The organism is Paenilisteria riparia FSL S10-1204 (assembly GCF_000525995.1).
Taxonomy (GTDB): Bacteria; Bacillota; Bacilli; order Lactobacillales; family Listeriaceae; genus Listeria_A; species Listeria_A riparia.
Genome location: NZ_AODL01000008.1, coordinates 44739 through 59473 on the forward strand (window position 1 = coordinate 44739; position 14735 = coordinate 59473).

The 14735-nt window shown below is 40.0% G+C and carries 13 protein-coding genes, 1 tRNA gene and 1 pseudogene; 1 reads left to right on the forward strand and 14 read right to left on the reverse strand.

The window, feature by feature from the left end:
* Positions 1-19: 19 nt before the first annotated feature.
* From gap to PRIP_RS07740, 10 genes and pseudogenes are all read right to left on the reverse strand, one after another.
* A pseudogene (gap, locus tag PRIP_RS07695) lies at positions 20-1031 on the reverse strand (type I glyceraldehyde-3-phosphate dehydrogenase).
* Positions 1032-1066: 35 nt separating this feature from the next.
* Positions 1067-2113 carry a sugar-binding transcriptional regulator gene (locus tag PRIP_RS07700; RefSeq protein WP_036100658.1) on the reverse strand — a complete coding sequence of 349 codons (1047 nt, stop codon included), beginning with the start codon at positions 2111-2113 and terminating at the stop codon, positions 1067-1069.
* A gap of 372 nt (positions 2114-2485) precedes the next feature.
* Positions 2486-3835, reverse strand: a complete 1350-nt coding sequence (gene rpoN, locus PRIP_RS07705) for an RNA polymerase factor sigma-54 (RefSeq protein ID WP_036100660.1) — start codon at positions 3833-3835, stop codon at positions 2486-2488.
* A 111-nt stretch (positions 3836-3946) separates the two neighbouring features.
* Positions 3947-4876 (reverse strand): dipeptidase, encoded by a 930-nt coding sequence (locus PRIP_RS07710; RefSeq protein WP_036100703.1) that lies wholly within the window; start codon positions 4874-4876, stop codon positions 3947-3949.
* 68 nt (positions 4877-4944) lie between these two features.
* On the reverse strand, positions 4945-7152 hold the full coding sequence (locus PRIP_RS07715; protein WP_036100662.1) for an MMPL family transporter: 2208 nt from the start codon (positions 7150-7152) through the stop codon (positions 4945-4947).
* Between the two features lie 66 nt (positions 7153-7218).
* Entirely contained in the window at positions 7219-7821 is a 603-nt protein-coding gene (locus tag PRIP_RS07720) for a TetR/AcrR family transcriptional regulator (protein ID WP_036100664.1), read from the reverse strand.
* A 62-nt stretch (positions 7822-7883) separates the two neighbouring features.
* Positions 7884-8753, reverse strand: coding sequence for a UV DNA damage repair endonuclease UvsE (gene uvsE / locus PRIP_RS07725; RefSeq protein WP_036100666.1), 870 nt, complete (start codon positions 8751-8753; stop codon positions 7884-7886).
* A gap of 207 nt (positions 8754-8960) precedes the next feature.
* Positions 8961-9761 carry an amidase domain-containing protein gene (locus tag PRIP_RS07730; protein ID WP_036100667.1) on the reverse strand — a complete coding sequence of 267 codons (801 nt, stop codon included), beginning with the start codon at positions 9759-9761 and terminating at the stop codon, positions 8961-8963.
* 6 nt (positions 9762-9767) lie between these two features.
* Entirely contained in the window at positions 9768-10178 is a 411-nt protein-coding gene (locus PRIP_RS07735; protein WP_036100669.1) for a DUF4944 domain-containing protein, read from the reverse strand.
* A gap of 726 nt (positions 10179-10904) precedes the next feature.
* Positions 10905-10976, reverse strand: a tRNA-Arg gene (locus tag PRIP_RS07740).
* Between the two features lie 202 nt (positions 10977-11178).
* Between PRIP_RS07740 and clpP the strand changes: the two genes are divergently transcribed.
* On the forward strand, positions 11179-11772 hold the full coding sequence (clpP, locus tag PRIP_RS07745) for an ATP-dependent Clp endopeptidase proteolytic subunit ClpP (protein ID WP_036087474.1): 594 nt from the start codon (positions 11179-11181) through the stop codon (positions 11770-11772).
* Positions 11773-11821: 49 nt separating this feature from the next.
* On the opposite strand, the gene PRIP_RS07750 is transcribed toward clpP, so the two are convergent.
* The 4 genes from PRIP_RS07750 to PRIP_RS07760 form a co-directional block, all read right to left on the reverse strand.
* A complete protein-coding gene (locus PRIP_RS07750; RefSeq protein WP_036100671.1) occupies positions 11822-12589 on the reverse strand; it encodes a LytR/AlgR family response regulator transcription factor in 768 nt (255 codons plus the stop codon).
* 18 nt (positions 12590-12607) lie between these two features.
* Positions 12608-13900 (reverse strand): sensor histidine kinase, encoded by a 1293-nt coding sequence (locus PRIP_RS07755; protein ID WP_036100673.1) that lies wholly within the window; start codon positions 13898-13900, stop codon positions 12608-12610.
* 72 nt (positions 13901-13972) lie between these two features.
* Positions 13973-14134, reverse strand: a complete 162-nt coding sequence (locus tag PRIP_RS16720) for a cyclic lactone autoinducer peptide (protein ID WP_159101527.1) — start codon at positions 14132-14134, stop codon at positions 13973-13975.
* Positions 14121-14723, reverse strand: coding sequence for an accessory gene regulator B family protein (locus PRIP_RS07760; protein ID WP_052008806.1), 603 nt, complete (start codon positions 14721-14723; stop codon positions 14121-14123). The genes PRIP_RS16720 and PRIP_RS07760 overlap by 14 nt, the downstream gene beginning before the upstream one ends.
* Positions 14724-14735 lie beyond the last annotated feature (12 nt).

Below are 14735 nucleotides of genomic sequence, written 5' to 3' on the forward strand. Positions count from 1 at the left end.
TATTTAGTTCTTTGCAATCTTATTTAGCAATTTTAGCAAAATATTCAAGTGTACGAACTAATTGTGCAGTGTAGCTCATTTCATTGTCGTACCAAGCAACAGTTTTAACTAATTGTTTGCCACCAACAGAAAGAACTTTTGTTTGAGTTTCGTCGAATAAAGAACCGAAAGTGATTCCTTGGATATCAGAAGAAACGATTGGATCATTTGTGTAACCGAAAGTATCTTTATCGCTTGCAGCTTCCATTGCAGCGTTCACTTCTTCAACAGTAACGTCTTTTTTAAGAACAGTTACTAATTCAGTTAATGAACCAGTTGCAACTGGAACACGTTGAGCAGCACCGTCTAATTTACCAACAAGTGTTGGCAATACAAGACCGATAGCTTTAGCAGCACCAGTAGTGTTAGGAACGATGTTTTCTGCAGCAGCGCGCGCACGACGGAAGTCTCCACCTGGGTGAGGACCGTCAAGAGTCATTTGGTCACCTGTGTAAGCGTGGATTGTAGTCATAAGACCTTGTTCAATACCAAATTTGTCTTCTAAAACTTTAGCCATTGGAGCTAAGCAGTTAGTAGTACATGAAGCACCAGAAATAACTGTTTCAGTTCCGTCTAAAGTATCATGGTTTACGTTGTATACGATTGTTTTCATGTCGCCAGATGCAGGAGCTGAGATAACAACTTTTTTTAGCACCAGCTTTGATGTGTAGTTCTGCTTTTTCTTTCGCAGTGAAGAAACCAGTACACTCAAGAACGATATCTACACCTAGTTCGCCCCATGGTAATTCTTCAGGGTTACGGTTAGCTAAAACTTTAACTTCTTTGCCGTTCACGTTGAAATAACCATCATGTACTTCAACATCGCCATCGAAACGACCTTGAGTAGTATCATATTTCAACAGGTGAGCTAACATTTTAGCGTCTGTTAAGTCATTGATTGCAACAACTTCAATACCTTCCACATTTTGAATACGACGGAATGCTAGACGTCCGATACGTCCAAAACCATTAATACCAACTTTAACTGTCATAAGTCAATTTCCTCCTTGAAAATAATGAAATTTTTTTATTTCAAAAGGGTGTTTTCCCCTTTTAAAAGCATCGTTGCGGCTCCCTCGTCTGTTACTAAAATCGTATGTGCCGGAGCGGTTTTCATATACGATTTGATTGCTTTGGCTTTTGAAGTGCCTCCTGCAAGCGCGATGATGTTTGGAATCTTCGGTAGGTCTTCAAATTGTAAACCAAATGTCGGGACTTTATAGACGACTTCTCCTTGTTCGTTGAAATAGTAGCCAAATGCTTCACCTACAGCTTGTCTGTCTGTGATTTTCTGCATGGTTTCGGCGTTGGTGTGACGGCGTTCTGCCATTGTCATCGCATCACCAATCCCGTGCAAAATGGCATTCGCCGATTGAACGAGTCGCAGTCCTTCTTGAATAGCTGGTTCTTTCAGAAGTGATTGATACGCTTCTTCACCAAGCTGCTCTGGTACGTAAAACATGCGGTGCTTACTATTCGTCTTTGTTGCCATGCGATCGCAAATCGTGTTCGCCTGATTATTCAGGTCCTCACCAAGTCCGCCTCGCCCTGGAACAAAGAGCAATTCACGCCCTGCTGCAAAATCGGGAGTCATCATTTCGGCCAGCGTTGCCATTGTTGAACCGCCCATTACTGCAATAATATTCTTGTTTTCCGTTAATGATATATCGAGTTGTGCCAATGCCACGCGTCCCATTTCTTCTTGGACCCACGGTGTCACATCGCTATCACCTTGAACGACAAAACACGCTTTGATTTTCAGCTTCTCGCGTAGTCGGTCTTCCATTGTATGTATTCCTGTTAGTTGATTCATTACGGATTCCAATTCACGAAATACAACCAGGCCGTCCTTCGTAACTGTCATTCCAGAAGGAGCAATGCCAATCAACCCCTGCGCTTTCAAAAATTCCACTTCACCGCGTAGCACTCGTTCACTCATCCCAAGCATTTGAGCTAATGTTCGTCTGCCAACTGGCTCCGCAAAATAGATAGAGCGTAGAATTTGATAGCGCTTCTGCATAACTAGAAGCATGTCGGGTAACAATTTCTTTTGAATGTTAATGATATCTGACATTTCAAAGTCTCCTAACCTTCTTGGACTCTTCTTGACCCGCTTAGTCATAAGATGTCCCGATAAAACTAAAAAAACAAGAGATCTAAGTCTTTGCTAGTAACTATTGTGGCCATTCAGCCATCTTATCGTTTCTAAACTAACCCGTCTCTTCCGTAAAGCACTTGCCGTAACACAAGCAGTTATTTCATTACCCTACAACAAGTATTCTACCAGTGATTGCTTGGAAATTCAAGTGTTAAGCAGTAATTTAAAGAAAAATTCATGATTTTTTAACACTATCAAACAGGCCACTCTACTAGTTCCACGGAATGAGTGCGTTAAAACATGAACAATAAAAACACAAGCTTAACCTCTTGCGTTGTAGTCAAGAGGTTAAGCGAAACGTTTCCTTTTTGATGATGATGGGATATTTAGTTCCCCGCGATATTTCGCAATTGCGCGCCTAGAAACTTGGATATCTTGTTCGTCTAGCATTTCTACGATTTTTTGATCGGAAAGTGGTTTTAATTTATTTTCGTTGCTGACAAATTGCTGAATGAGGTTCTTGATGCTTTGGCTGGAGACATCGCCTGCGTCCGATTCTTCGGTTGCTTTCTTGGTGAGACTGGATGAGAAGAAATATTTCAGTTCGTAGACGCCGTGCGCCGTTTCCATGTACTTGCCGTTTACCGCGCGGCTTACTGTGGATTCGTGGACGTCGATTTCTTCGGCAATTTCTTTTAGCGTCAGCGGTTGCAAATGCTTGCCTTCGTGTAAGAAGAAATCCTTCTGATGGCGTACAATCGCTTCACCAACGCGCCCAATCGTACTTTCTCGCTGTTCTAAGCCCTTTTTGAGCCAGTCGAATTCGCCGGCTTTGTCTTTCAAAAATGCGGCTACATCTTTTTCTTGCGTCGCCTGCATCATTTGAAAATAGGCTTCTTGAAATTGCATTCGAGGCAAAAATTGCTTGGCAACCGATACTTGTAATTCATTGCCCACCTGATGCAAAATCAAATCTGGCACGACATATTGTACGCGGTCTGATTCGAATTCTGCGCCTGGTTTTGGATTTAGTGTGACGACAAAATCAGCAATATCTTGAATCGCAAGCACATTCATGTTTAAATCGTCCGCTATTCTTTTCCAGCGTTTATTCGCAAAGTCTTCGAAGTAATCGCGAATCACGTCGTAAGCATGAAGCGGGGCGTCTTCTTTCCGTTCTATTTGTAATAAAATACATTCCTTCGCGTCTCTAGCGCCCACACCAGCTGGTTCAAAGCCTTGCAATACTTCTAGCATTTCCAGCACATCGCCTTCTGAGGAAAGGAGCGCCGAAGCAACGACATCCACATCAGTCTGCAAATAGCCATTGTCATCTAGGCTTTCAATTAAGAACAATAAAATCAGCTTCTGCTGACTGGTCATATCTAAAAACTGCATTTGCTCTTTCAAAGCGTCGGCCAGCGTCATTGTTGTATCCGCGATTTGCTCCAACCAATCCGTGGCGTCCGTCCCTGTCGCGTTATTATTTTTACGTATCGTTGTGTAATCAGGAGCCATGTCCACGCCTGGAACAATTTCAATAAGAGGATTCTCAAGCGCCTTCTCTTCTAAAAAAGCCGTCAAATCTTCCATATTAAACTGCAACATTGCGATGGATTGCGATAATTGCTGTGTCATCGCGAGCTTCATCGATTGCGTCTGCTGCTGCTTTTGGACAAAATTAGACTCTAATCTCATGGATTACTCCTCCTAGTTTTACGTACTCGTCCCTTCTATTATAACACGACACCCCAAGTTCAAAAGACCCAAATTAAAGCACCTCTCCAAAATTCAGAGAAGTGCCCATTTTTATTTAGGTAAGTGATTAACAAAATTATCGTAGCAAAAGCCTTTGATTTCTTGTTCTGTGAAGTGTTTTCGTAATTCGGTGATTAGGGTTGGGTATTTCGAACAATCTTCCAAACCTTCTATATGATAAGGAATGCCGTCGAAATCAGAGCCGAAACCGATGTTTTTTACACCGCCAAGGTCGCAAATGTGTTTGATATGATCGATTAAATCTTCTATATAAACAGTGTCTGCCGTCTCCTTCGTAAACAATGGATAAAAAACAAGGTGGATCATTGCGTCTTTTTCAAGTAGCGCCTTGATTTGTTCGTCCGATAAATTGCGATGATGCGGGCAAACTGCTTTGGCATTAGAATGGCTTGCAATCGGATAATCCGCCAGTTCCATTACGTCCCAAAACGCTTTTTCACTTAAATGCGATACGTCGGTAAAAACTTTACGATCATTGAGTTTTGCAACGATTGCTTTTCCAAAGTCGGTCAATCCTGCTCCGCGTGATTCTTCGATGCCATCTGCTGCTAAGTTGGCATTATTCCAAGTTAAGCCAACAGATAGTACGCCGTAATCGAGCATTTGGTCTAGTTTTCGTAAGTCTGTACCAATTGGCTCGACACTTTCCAATGTTAGGAATGCCGCGATTTTCTCTTCTGGAACGAGCGCAACGTCTGACCATTGGCGAAGTGGCTTGATTACACCATTGCGGTGCAGAATATGTTGTTTATAAATATTGACTTGCTCGATGGCTTTTTTCCATTTCTGTTCTACCGGTGTTGTTGGATCTAAAAAAATAGCGAAGGCCTGCATTTTCACACCGCCAGCAATCATTTTTTCGAAGTTCACATCTAGCTCCTCAGAATCTTGAAATGTAACTTTTCCAACGCCTGCTTGTAGCTTGTAAAGTGCGTCGCAGTGCATATCCACGATGTTCATCATTATGCCCACCTCCGTTTTTCAATATCTCCATTATATACTTTTTTTATGGGGATACAAGCCTTTTTTTATTTATGCTCTTGATTATGCCCTTTTCCTGGCCAAAACGCCCATTTGCCACATAGCATAGTAATGGCTGGAACAAGGAATGGGCGGACAATGAACGTGTCGAGTAGAACGCCGATTGCTGTGATAAGACCAAATTGGACAAGCAACTGAATCGGCAGTGTCGTTAGGACGGCGAATGTTCCTGCTAGGATAAGACCTGCGGATGTGATGACGCCACCAGTTTGTCCGACTCCTTCTGCGATTGCTTCGTGCAGTGGAAGCTCGCGACTTTTTTTCCAAATGCTTGAGATCATGAAAATGTTGTAGTCTTCGCCGAGTGCGACGATGAACACGAATGCATAAATCGGAATCAGACCTGCGATTGCTTCGGCACCCATGATGTAGTGAATAATAATCCAGCCTAACCCGAGTGCGCTAAAGAAGGACAGTAGCACGGTTGCCACGAGATAGATCATTGCTGTAACGGAACGCAAGTACGCGAGCAGTAGCAAGGCGATTAGACCGATGACAAGCGGGATAATTAAGGCTTCGTCCTCTTTTGTTACAGCACGCGAATCGTATTGCGTCGCTGTTTGTCCAGCAATCCAAACATTATTTTTGGACAAGCCTGCATCGGACATAGTCGTTTGCGCAGTGTCTCGGATGTCTGGAATAAGATCCATCGCTTCGTTGCTATATGGATTATCTGCGAGCTGGATGGTGTACATGGTGTAATCCGGATTTTTCGCGCTTGGAATACCTACCGAGACAGTTTCGATACCATCTGTTTTTTGCAGATTTTCGCGCATCGCTGTTTTCTCACCGTTTGTTTTGACGATAAGGCTCATTGGCGCTAATTGCCCGGCGCCGAAGTGGTCGCTAATTAGTGTAAAACCTTCACGCGACGGCATATCTTTTGGAAAAGTGGATAGTGTGTCATACGTGTATTTGACTTGTGTTGCGAACAAGGCACATCCACCTAAAATAAGGAGCGTGATGACAAATGTCTTAATTGGATGGTTCGCTGAAATTTCACCAACACGGTGCCAAAATCGGTTTTCGCGATGAATCTTGACCTTTTTTCCTTTTTTAGCGGCATGCTCTTTGGCCATAGCTTCCGTTCTTGGTACAAACGGCCAGAAGGAAATGCGCCCGAAGATGCCAAGTAAGGCTGGCACTAGTGTTAAGGATGAAATCATCATGATTAAAATAGATAAACTAAATGGTACCGCAAAATTATGAATCGAACCGTATTTGGCGACAAGTAGAATGAGAAGTGCTGCCATCACGGTGAAGCCGCTCAAAGCGATTGCCCCAGCAGTGTTTCCAAAAGCTTTTTTGAAAGCAGTATAGCGATTTTCGTCATGGTGAAGTTGGCTTCGGAATCTCGCAATGAGGAACAAGCAGTAATCCGTTCCGGCACCAAACAAAAGTACGGTCATGATTGAGAGTCCTTGTGACCCGTATGTGATAATGCCTTCTTGACCGAGTAATCCTAGAATCGGCGTCACTGCCAAATACGCGAAACCGACTGCAATAAGTGGGATAAGTGCTAATATTGGCGAGCGATAAATAACTAATAAGAAAACCAAAACAAGTAATACAGTTCCAATGAGCAACGATACGTCCGCGTCACTGAATAATTCAGTAGCATCCACACTAATCCCTGCTGGCCCCGTTGTCCGCGCTACCAGTGTGTCTTTACTTGCAACATCTTGTTTAAATGGCTTGTCTGAAAAAGTCATATTTGCCGTTTTTTCCAGCTCCGTAAAACTGTCTTTTAATTGATCGGAAGTTGCCGATGAATCCATTAATACTGTCTGAATAAAGGTTGTTCCGTCCTCAGAGACTTGTTTTTTCAACACTGGAAGCGGCATTTTATCATAAGGAACTGCTGTTTTTTGATGCTTTATCGGATTCTGTTCTAACTCCTTCGAAAATTGCTGAATCTGTGCTAAATCAGCGTTCGTAAGTCCAGTGCTACGATACCACGTAATCAAAGCTGGCGTGCCTTCACCAGATGGAAACTGTTCATCCATCACTTTTTGCGCTACAACAGAAGGCTCCGATGCCGCAAGATCAGGCGCCGCATCATCTTTATAATCCGCAGCTTTTGGTAAAAATAATTGTAAAGCAATGACTAACAAAATCCATACAGCCAGTGTTATAAACCGGCCTTTCTTTCCGCCAACTGCATTGGCAATTTTACTAAAAACCGAGTGACTCATTTTAATTCCCCCTATTTTTTCACTTATCACTTGATAAATATTTATTTAAAAAAAGAGACACTTAAATTATACCTCTTTTTTACAAATACCAAACATCATAAAATCGATTAACTCGTCTAACCGATTAGCCATAGAACCTTTGCGAAAAGGGCTACTCGAAGCAAAAATCGGACTAATCGTTGACAAACAATAGCGCGCTGCTGCTTCACTTGTAATACCCTCTCGAAGCATTCCCTTGTCAGAGATTGCTTTAAATAGACGATTAAACGGGTCTAAATAACTTGTTTGCCACAGTTGAAACATAAGAAATTGGTTCTCCGGGCTCAATTCATTCAGTATATCATGAATCATCATTAAAATGTTAGTAGGATGCTTTTCAATAAGCATTGTTAGCATCGCTTTTAGCTGTACTTGTGGTGCACTGTCTGTTTTTTCGATAGGTATCATGTCGGCTTGAATTTCAATTGTCAACTGCCGAACAACCTCAATATATAGCGTTTCCTTATCTTTGAAATGGTGATATAGAGCGGGTTGTGTCATCTGGCACTTGGCCGCAATGTCACGAGTAGAAACCGAACGATAGCCCTTCTCCATGAAAAGATCTCGAGCTGTTGTCAAAATTTTATTACGCGTAAAAACTAGTTCCTCTGCACGGGTTCTTTTCTTCATCGCTACCACCTCCAATATTCAATTCACCTTATTTTATCACGACTTTCTCCATACGTAAACTATCATTTCATTGCCTCTCGCAAGATCAAAACCGATTTCTCCTTTTGCTTTGCCTCAAACATAATATCCGCATCCCGACCAGCAAGTAAGCCCATTAAATACTGAAAATCAGCTTCGTGAATCAAATCGTGATGCGACCGATCTGTTGGCCCAGTTTTTCCAGAACTAATGTGCATTTTTGGTGTCATTTCCCACGTTTTGAAGACATCCGTCACAATTTGCGTCACGTCCGCATTCGGTTCATGATTACAATTATGATGATGAATATCAAAGCAAACGGTTGCGCCTGTTGCCTTGGCAATTCCCAACACATCCATCGCCGTATATGTCTTGTCGTCATTTTCAAGCCGTAAAAGCCGCTTAATATCCTCTGATAAGCCGTTATATGCATAAATAAAGCGCTCACTTGCAGATTTTTTGTCCCCGTAAGCACCACCAATATGCAAAATCATGTCTGTGCCTCCGACTAAATCCAGAAGTTGCTGATGATACGTCAGCTCTGCAATCGCCTTCTCCACAACATCCTCGCGCGGCGAATTAATAATCGTGTATTGCCCTGGATGCATCGACAACCGCATATCGTGAAGCTCCCGCAACCGACTAATTTCAGCAGTTAACGCCAAAATGTCCGCATCCCGTTGCCACTCCCACGTCATAATCGGATGCGACGCAAAAGGAATCAGATCACTCGACATCCGGAAAAAGTAAATGTCATGTGCGATATTCCACTCTAGGACGCGAATGACTTCCGCTAAATTATGTACAGCAATCTCCTTGACCTTTTCAAGCCCCTGTTCCTCCACTGTTTTCAGCCGACACGATTTGAATTTCGATGGCATCGACATATTAATACATGCATAGCCTAATTTCATGACCTCACCTCTTTCGCAATTTATCATAGCAAAAAAGCAATCATCACGCCAGATAAGTGGTTTTGGATGGTTGCTTTTAAGAAATATGACATTTATCAGAACTTAATCAAACTTAATTTGTTAACCTTGGTATCCACAGAGATATTATTCCAATTATTATTTTTTCTACCTATGCTATGTTGCGAAATATAAAGTGTACTACCGGATTTACCAGTCACTATGCAGTTGTGCCAAGAGCGTCCAGTTTTTTTTATTTGAATAATTAATGACATCACCCAAATTAGCTCTCTTTGATAAATCTGCTTTTGTGGAATATGCCGTTACATTAGATTTTTTCATCTGCCAATATAATCTAAACTCATTAGCATTAATCCATGCTGGACTGTCTGATCGTCCTTTCTGTGTTAATGTGCTAGACCAAGTTTTATACAAGGGATATCCAGTGCTTGTGCCACGTATTCCACCAGCATAGATTGCTTGAGAAACAAAATTAGTACAATCTCCACCGCTACCACCATAATATTTGTACGACTTATTATTATTTAGCGCATATTTCAAGGCGTAATTAACAGCAGCAGTCCTATTATAACTAGATGCTTTTAGTAACATTGGAGAAAGTTTTTCGAAATACACACTCTGCGTATGTAATTCTTTATCCACATCATCTTTAATATCACGCAGTGTTGTTTCTTGCATATCCTCTATTGATTCACCAGAAGTCTCTTGGTATATATATTCTGTTGCATACGCTAAAACATCCTCATAATTATCAAGCTCCATTAATTCTCTATCAGCCCCTTCACTCAACTGTTTATATAAATAATCACTCATTTCTGCGGAACCAATCTCATAATCCAACCCACGGTCATCAAAGTATGTCAACAAACTCTCTTCAATCTCTCTAATAGTTATATCCATGTCTGTATTAGAGTTACTGGCATGTGTGTTAATCGGTATCAACATCATTAGTGCAAACATGAGCATAATTCCTATCAAAAATTTTTTCATGGTCTCTTACTCCCCCCTACTTAATGATAACTCTTCAGTGAAACCCTTCTCGCCTATTTCCCCAAAAATAATTATCTTTATCTTAGTATCTTTCTCTACGTTTTGGTGAAATTCGGCAAAAGGAAGATCCTTATGATAATCACTGTTTATTTCGGATAAATCAACCTTTTTCCCATCAAAAAAAGTATCAATATGGTATATGAACAAAGTTTTTTCTTTGTCCACATCGCCAATCCAGTTTAATGTGCCCGAGTACATATTTTTTGCAGAATTTCTTGATATCTCATATTTAGCCTCCCATTCATGATTATGACCTGACCATTTGTAATTTGAATTACTAAAACTAACTTTATAGATAAAATATCCAAATATTGTAATCATAACTACTATCCCCAATAGCAACATTTTCTTGTTCATCTTTCCACCTCCAATCATTACATTTTTATATCACCAAGAAAATAGCTTTCAAAAATGTATAACCGTTTTCTCAAAAAAAGATGTTATTCACTTATAATGATAGGAAAATTAAGCGACTTCTCTAAATCTATCAAACTATTGATAAGCTCAAACAAAATTAACAAATCACTTTAAACGGTATATCTCCACCCTTGCTATTTCTCAACAATATTGGTTTTCTAAATCTTAAACTAGTGTCTAGGTTAAAAACTGCTACTTGTTCTAGCTCAATAAAAGAAATATTAATCCATATTGGTGCATTTAGGAAAAGCCACCCAATACTCCGACAACATCTTCTCTTCTTCAGTGTTCATTTGAGTTATTTCATCAATTAAGATCATTTCCTTTATTTTCGCTTAGTAGATTCAATTTTCTTAAATTGACATAGTCATAATTTGCTAACTCTAATTGATAAATTTCCAATCAATAATTTTTAGGCTCAATCCTATTACTACTAAATATAAGCTCATAATTTTTCGCATGTGCAACAAGGGACATTCGATAGCATTGGAGCGAATAGACTAGAATTGAATATAAAAAAATCTACTTCTCAAGAAAAATATCTGCCACAAAAGATTGAAAAATCCTCGCAATACTACGCAAAACAAAAAGTCGTTAAAATACTCGTAACCCTTGCCATACCAACAAGTTACCCACAGTTTAACGACTTCTTCATTTACTCATTTATGCCCTCGGAGGGAATCGAACCCCCATTTTAAGAACCGGAATCTCACGTGCTATCCTTTGCACCACGAGGGCGAGTTAATTGACACTCACAAACAATAATTATAGCGGAAAAAGCCCAATTATACAAGCTTTATCTTACAGGCAATTTTTGTGCGAGCCTTTCGTTTGACCTTGTTTGACCATTCGTGTAATATAGAAGCATCAAGTAGGCAACAAAAAGCTAAAGAGTTAGGCTTTTTTCAATGAAATTAGGTAAACAGGAGGCGTTTTAATTATGAATTTAATTCCAACAGTAATCGAGCAAACAAGTCGTGGGGAACGTGCTTATGACATCTATTCCCGCTTACTTAAGGACCGCATCATTATGTTAGGTAGTGCAATCGACGATAACGTAGCGAATTCTATCGTGTCGCAATTGCTATTCCTTGATGCGCAAGATCCAGAGAAAGATATTTTCCTTTACATCAATTCACCAGGTGGAAGTATTTCCGCGGGTATGGCGATTTATGACACAATGAACTTTGTGAAAGCGGACGTTCAAACGATTGCAATGGGTATGGCTGCTTCTATGGGATCTTTCTTATTAACAGCTGGTGCGGAAGGCAAACGTTTCGCGCTTCCAAACGCAGAAATCATGATTCACCAACCACTTGGCGGTGCGCAAGGTCAAGCGACTGAAATCGAAATCGCTGCTCGCCACATTCTAAAAATTAAAGAACGTATGAACACGATTATGGCAGAACGCACTGGCCAACCAATTGAAGTCATCGCTCGTGACACAGATCGTGACAACTTCATGACGGCTGCTGAAGCAAAAGAATACGGCCTAATTGATGATATCGTAGTAAATAAAGCTGGCTTGAAATAAGCGACAAACTCCCGTACCATCTCTGCACTTAAGAGACAATACGGGAGTTTTATTTATGTTCACTTTCCTTACGCTGGCTAATCCGTTCTTTCAATTCCTTCACTTTACGCATAGAAACCAGACATTCCGCACCATTTACCATCGTAATAGTCCGCGTTTTAAAATCAACTACTTTTATTCTATCCAGATTCACAATAAACGACTTATGCGTTCTGAAAAAATAATCCTCATCAAACTGCTCATCCAATTCTTTCAAGCTACCATAAAATTCGAGTTGCCGTTCCTTCCCGTGCAACGTAACACGACGCGCATTTCCCGTTGTTTCCAAAAATAAAATGTCGTCATACAACTCATGCACCACTTTTTCACCAGAACGAAACGTAAAAAACTTCCCGACATCTTTGCGTTCCCGGCTCACTCTTTCTTCAACGCTTTTTAAACAATCAAAAATTCGATTACGCACTTTGTCGAAATCGTCCTTGATAATATAATCCATCGCTTCTACTTTGTATGTAAAAGTGAGGTAACTCAGTTCCGCGTGTGTTGTGATAAAAACGATAAACCCTCTAGGATCGTATTCTCGAATTTGTTGCGCTAAAGATAAACCATCCAAATGCGCATGTTTCAAGTCTACATCTAAAAAGTAAAGTCCCATACCCTCGCCACTCAATTGCACGTAAGATAATAGTTCTTCAGGATCACCTGTGGCCAAAGCAAGTTGCATGTCAAATTCTTCAATCATAATGTAGCTTTCGACATATTTCACAATTTCTGCTCTTTGGTTATCTTCATCCTCACAGATAAAAACCTCAATCATCTCCTCACCCTCTCCAAGTTAGCCGATTTCAAGTTCCTGCACGAACCCGTGTTGCGTTACTTTCGTGTCTAGAGATACATTCGGATATTTCTTCAACGTCTTTTTCAAAGTTGACAAACCAAGTCCGCGATTCTCACCCTTCGTCGAAAAACCTTCATCAAAGAATTGATGGACAGGCGGAGAATTCTCTGGTAAATTATTAGCAAAAATAAGTACAATAGCATCTTTTTTCTGAATAATTGCAACACGAATCGTCGGATCTTTAGTGTCCATGACCGCCTCAATCGCGTTATCCAATAAAATTCCCACTGCGCGACACAAATCAATACTATCCATATTTATCTGGTCGATTTTCTTATACACTTCCACCTGTGCATTCACACCCAGCTCCTGCGCCCGAATCAGTTTCGTCGCAAACAAGCCCTTCAATTCAATTACTTCTAAGTTATGTAAAGTCGCCAGTTTCGAAATATTGATTTCCATATCCGAATTCATCGGAATGACCTTCGTCCTAAAATAAACCCGCAACCCATCCATATCTTCATTCGTGATAAACCCATTAATCCCCGACAAAATATTAACATAATCATGCCTAAAAACACGAACATCCTTCTGCAAAGCTTCCAGCGCCCCAACATATTCCTGAAGTTGCCGCATTTGGAGAGCTTGCGCTTCGACTTTGGCACTTCTAACAGCAGTCTTAATAACAACTGTTAAAGTGGCTGTCATAATAATCGTATATACCAAAAATACAATAGCATTTTCTTGAAGAATAGTATCTGTAAAACCTTCCTTAGACCCTTCGAAAATATAGAAATAAAATAACATAAGAGTTAAAGAACTGATACCTATAATCAATAGCATGTATCTACTTTGATAAATAATATCACGATTAATTTTATTAAGCACTATATCTACCAACTTAAATATAACACACACATATATGAAAAATATAGCGTAGCTAATTAGAATATTCTTATCCAGTGAAACACCAGAAAGATATTTAATTAATATTAAAGTTTGGCTTTTCAATGCATCCGCAATGATGGAGCAAATAAAAGTAACTACTAGACTAGTAATAGAAAGCTTAATACTTCTGCTAGCTCGATACAATACTACCAAAAGTACAAGCATTATATAGGGCACCGAAATATACTCGGCAAAAATAAATAGTGGTATTGCACTCAATGATAATAACACAGAAAGCCAAATCCTTAATTTCCACGAAAAACTTACTCTTGCTATGACTTGAATACCTATTATAAAACTAATGATTTGAACAACGCCGCCAACTAATGTATCAATATCCATATGTCCCCCTGTAAAAGTAGAGTATTTTAACTAAATTATAGTTGAAAATACTCCATTTGACAAATGCAATGGCTATTTAATTTCTTTTAGTAGAGCTTTTGGTATTTCGGGTTCATAAATAAATACCGAGCAGGCTTTTTTTGTAGATTTTCTAGCCAAATTTGATGCGTAGACTTCTGTCTCGCAGATAATCTTATCTGAAATTCGTTTTGTATATTTCTCAACTAAACTCATAATTATCATACCTCCTACCAAGTAATCTATACAAACAAGGATTGATCATCAATGTTTGTAAAGTAGATCCTAATAAAATCAACGTTTTCACTTCTCCAAAAGGTATCAAAAGCATAATCAGCAATACAAAAAAGGTGTTGATTATCGATTTTCGCCTCAAATTGTGTCTTTTTTGAGCATTAAAAAGCGGCATATTTTCAGTATCCGAAGGTGCAAATATTGCAATATTCAGTAAAATCAGGCTACTTATAAGCATGATCATCCACTCCGACAATTGAACATCCTTCACAAAATAAGGTAATATCACGAACATTACAACGCTTGTTATTGTGCAACCCAAACTCGTCTTCGCATGCAGACCAAAAGAGTGCCTACGAATCATCAAGTATGAAAGATGTACAACCAACGTCTGCCAAAGCATCCCGAGCAAGGCAGCGGCTGAGTATACGATGATACCCTTCGTCACGTTTACTAAAAATATTTCCACGCCATACTTTACAATAGCGAATCTATCTTCGTCGACTTCTCTATCGCGAAAAATCGTTTTGGTAATCTTTGTTGCCATATTGGGGACGGTCAAACTAAACATACCATTCGCCTC